The following is a 4226-nucleotide window of genomic DNA, read 5'->3' on the forward strand; positions in this document are numbered from 1 at the left end:
TGCATAATGCGGAAATCGTGCTAAACATCAACATTTGAACTAAAAACGCCAACGCACAAACAGCACATTTGGTTTTTTTGCCAAAACATAAGCCAACGCTGAAAAAACCAAAAGAGCTGTTTCTTGCCATCGCTGAAATATGATAAAATACAAGAAAATACTATCGGATATAATACAAGGTAAACAACATTGGACTGACTTGAAGCCTGAATTATCAAGGTATAATATTGATAACCGAGAAGCTGGAATTAAAGATACATCCGCAGGCCAAATATTTGAGGTGTTCGCAAAATATTACTTTTTAACTGCACCTGAAATTGATGGATTATACTCTGATGTTTGGCTGTATGATGAAATCCCACTAAATACAAAAGCAAAACTTGATTTAGGAACAGTTGAATATGGCATCGATTTACTGCTTAAAACTATAGATGATAAATATATAGCTGTACAATGCAAATTTAAAAATGATGAAACAAGTAAACTAAATTGGTCATCAGATAAAATTTCGAACCTGTTTGCGTATTGTCCAAAAGCAGATGGATATATCGTTTTTTCTAATTGTTCATCTTTAGATAAAGTTTCATTATCAAGACAAGAAAATTTCACATTTTACAGCATAGGTCATTTGCTTGAAATTGAGGCAAATATTTTTACAAATATTAATCTACTTTTAAATAATAGCCAACCAAAAGAAAAAATATTTTTCAACCCTAAACCACACCAACAAAGAGCTATTGATGAATGCGTACAATGGTTTACTGAAGGAGAAGAATCAAGAGGGCAATTAATACTACCGTGTGGTGCTGGAAAAACTTTTACCTCATTATGGATTAAAGAAGAATTAAAGAGTCTTAAAACTCTTGTTTTAGTTCCCTCTTTAGCTTTATTACGTCAAATAAAAAACGAGTGGTCAAATCAACGAAAAACAAAGTATCAATATTTATGTGTTTGTTCTGAAAAAGATATTGATAAAGACAATACCGATTCTATAGTTACGCATACATACGAAATTGGTGGCAATGTAACTACAGAACCAAATGAAATATTATCTTTTTTAAATCAAGATTTGAATGAAAAAGTTATTTTTTCAACCTATCAATCTCTTCCAAGAATCATTGAGTCAATACAAAATACAGAAATTAGTTTTGATTTTATTTTTTGTGATGAAGCACACAAAACAGCAGGAATTAGCAAAGGTGTATTTGGATTGATTCACGATAATAAAAAGATTCCCGCTAAAAGAAGACTATATGCAACTGCTACACCTCGAATTGTAAAAGAATCCTTGAAGAAAAAATTAGGAGATGACTTAAAATATACACACGATATGAATGACCCAGAAAAATTTGGGGAAGAATTATATCGAATGTCTTTTAAAAATGCGATTGATGAAGATATTCTTGTAGATTATAAAATCGTTGCGATTGGAGTAAATGATTTACAATTAGCGACTTATATACAAGAGAGAAAATTCGTAGACAATAATATTTCATTAGATGAAGTAGCTAATAATTATGCTTTAGACTATGTGATGAACAAGTATTCTGCAAATCACGGTCTAACTTTTCATTCAAGAGTAAAACTAGCCAAAGAATTTGCTTCTCGTCATTCCAAACTTTTTAAAAAGACAACTTCATTTTCGGTTGATGGAACACAATCCACAAGCATTAGAAATCAAATTTTAAATGAATTTAAAAATTCTAGTAAAGCTATTATTTCTAATGCAAGATGTTTAACTGAAGGTGTTGATGTTCCTACTATAGATTTGGTATATTTTTCTGACCCTAAAAATTCAAAAGTAGATATTATACAAGCTGTTGGACGAGCATTAAGAAAGAAAGAAGGTAAAAAATTAGGATATATTGTAATTCCAATTTATCACACGAATAATGATGAAGTAGAAAACTCTATCAGTCAAGGTTCTTTCAAAAACCTTTTACAAGTAATTCGTTCATTATGCGACCAAGACGAAAGACTTCAAGACGAAATAAATTCAATAGCCTTTGGAAAAGGTAAAAGAGGTTCAAAGAAAATAGATATCATTTCGTCCTTTGATGAGGAAATTGATTCTTTACACCTAATAGGTTTTGAAGAAAAATTACGTGAATCATTATTTGACCAAATTATCTATAAGACATCAAACAATTGGGATATTTGGTTCTTAGAATTAAAGAGTTACATAGAAACTAATGATGACTACCCAAATAAAAGCGACAATAAAGATTTGTATGCTTGGATAGCTCAACAACGTAATAGAAGAAAGAATGGAAGATTAAAAAGTGTAGAAATACAAAAATTAAATTCTATTGATTTTGCTTGGAATATTGTCGATTATAAGTGGGATAAGAATTTCGAAGAATTTGAAAATTATTCAAGAACAAACATTTTCCCACCTTGTAAAGGTATTGACTCTATAGATTTAGTTAAATGGTATAGGTATATGCTCGTTAACGTTAATACAGGAGATGCCTTATCACCTGAAAAAATAAATAAATTCATTCAAATAGATGAAAAGTTTAAAGGTCCTGCAAGTAGAAAAAAATGGATTCCTATTTATGAAGATTTAATTAGTTGGAAAATTGAAAACCCCAATAACTGGCCTCAATACCAGAAAGGAAATGCAAAATCTAGAGAAAGTAAACTTTATATATTTTGCCAAACGATTAGAAAAAGATATCGTGAAAATGATTTAGGTAATTATTTTTTTGATAAGATGACTGAACTTAATTTCAATTTTGAAGGAAAAACAGATGCTTGGACTAAAAAGTATGAAAACATTAAATCAATATTAGAAGGACGTAAATCAATTTCTGCAAACGAAATAGGTTATAATGAATACAATTGGGTTTATCGTCATAAAAGAGATTTAGAAGAAGGAAAACTTTCAGAATACCAATCAAATAAAGTTCAAGACTTAAATCTTGATAGATTTTTTGAAACTTGGGAACAAACATTTGAAAAGCTTAAAAAATGGTTTAATGAAAACAATAATCTACCAACAAGAACTACTCACAAAGATTTTAATAGTTGGTTAGGTTCTCAAAGAGGAGTCTATAAAAATGGTAATTTAACAGAAATACAAATTAAAAAACTCGCTTCTATTGGTTATGAAATGGAAGCTAAAGGGAATGAAAAGAAGCGAGATAGATGGTTGGAAATGTATGAGAATTTAGTTATTTACAGGAAAGATAATCCTAACCGTTGGCCAAAATATAACCGTAGTGATTCAAAATCAAGAGAAAGCAAATTATATAGTTGGTGTCTAGCTAATAGACAGGCGTATTTAGGTTCTAAAGGAGACAGATATAAACCTTTAAAACAATTTAGAGTAGATAAATTAAATGAAATAGGTTTCATATGGAATAGTAAGGAGGATGAGAAAACTTGGGAAGAATCATTTACAGAGTTTCTTGAAAATTTAAACGAAAACAGAATGATAAAAATACCATCAATGATTAAGGGCAAACGAAATCCTTTATATGCTTGGTGGGCAAAACAGAAATACGATTTTAAAAATAACATCTTACCAATTGAAAGAATTAATGCATTTAAAGATATTGGAATAGATTTATCTAATTTAAAATCAAGTGGTAGAAATGGATTTACGAAATGGTCAAATAAAATCAGAGAGATTGCTTTATTTAAAGAAAATCAAGAACATTATCCAAAAGCAGGAAAAGACAAGGAGCAAGGGAATTTATACCAATCCTTGGCTAGAACAAAAAGAGCTTATCAGAATAACGAGTTAAGTGCAGAACAAATTGAATTACTAAATGAACTGAATATTGAATTATAAGCCAACGCTAAAAGCCATACACATTTACAATTCGCACTAGCCACCACACTAGCCAAAAATTGCAAAAGAGTATGCCTTGCCTACGCTCAATCTGAACTAAATAAGAAACATCGGAAAAACAAACTGAACGTGAAAAGCACTATGCACAACAAAGTACTGTGGTAAAAAACAAGTAAAAATGCATTAATTTCTCACTAGAGTACTTTTATATTCTTTATCATATATCAACCCTGATTTAGCAATTGCAAAGGCTTGTTTTAATAGCTTATTACATACCGCTATTAATGCTAATTTTTTACTCTTACCTTTTGCTACTATTCGCTCATAAATTTCTCTACAAGCTTTATTGTATTTACAGGCATTAAAGCTGCACATAAATAATAAGTTTCGCAGCTTTTGATTTCCTATTTTACTAATTCGTGCTCGA

General features: G+C 30.0%; 1 protein-coding gene and 1 pseudogene. One reads left to right on the plus strand and one right to left on the minus strand.

Annotation, left to right across the window (positions count from 1 at the left end):
- Positions 1-139 precede the first annotated feature (139 nt).
- Positions 140-3799 carry a DEAD/DEAH box helicase gene (locus CXF67_RS08430; RefSeq protein ID WP_102088357.1) on the plus strand — a complete coding sequence of 1220 codons (3660 nt, stop codon included), beginning with the start codon at positions 140-142 and terminating at the stop codon, positions 3797-3799.
- Positions 3800-3982: 183 nt separating this feature from the next.
- On the opposite strand, the pseudogene CXF67_RS08435 reads toward CXF67_RS08430, so the two are convergent.
- Positions 3983-4226 (minus strand): annotated as a pseudogene (locus tag CXF67_RS08435) (IS110 family transposase); the annotation flags it as partial.

Source organism: Psychroflexus sp. MES1-P1E (assembly GCF_002836055.1).
In the GTDB taxonomy this organism is placed as follows: domain Bacteria; phylum Bacteroidota; class Bacteroidia; order Flavobacteriales; family Flavobacteriaceae; genus Psychroflexus.

What these genes read in the sequence shown, in the direction of transcription:
- CXF67_RS08430 (WP_102088357.1), top strand. Translation starts at nt 140, where the DNA reads ATGATAAAATACAAGAAAATACTATCGGATATAATACAAGGTAAACAA.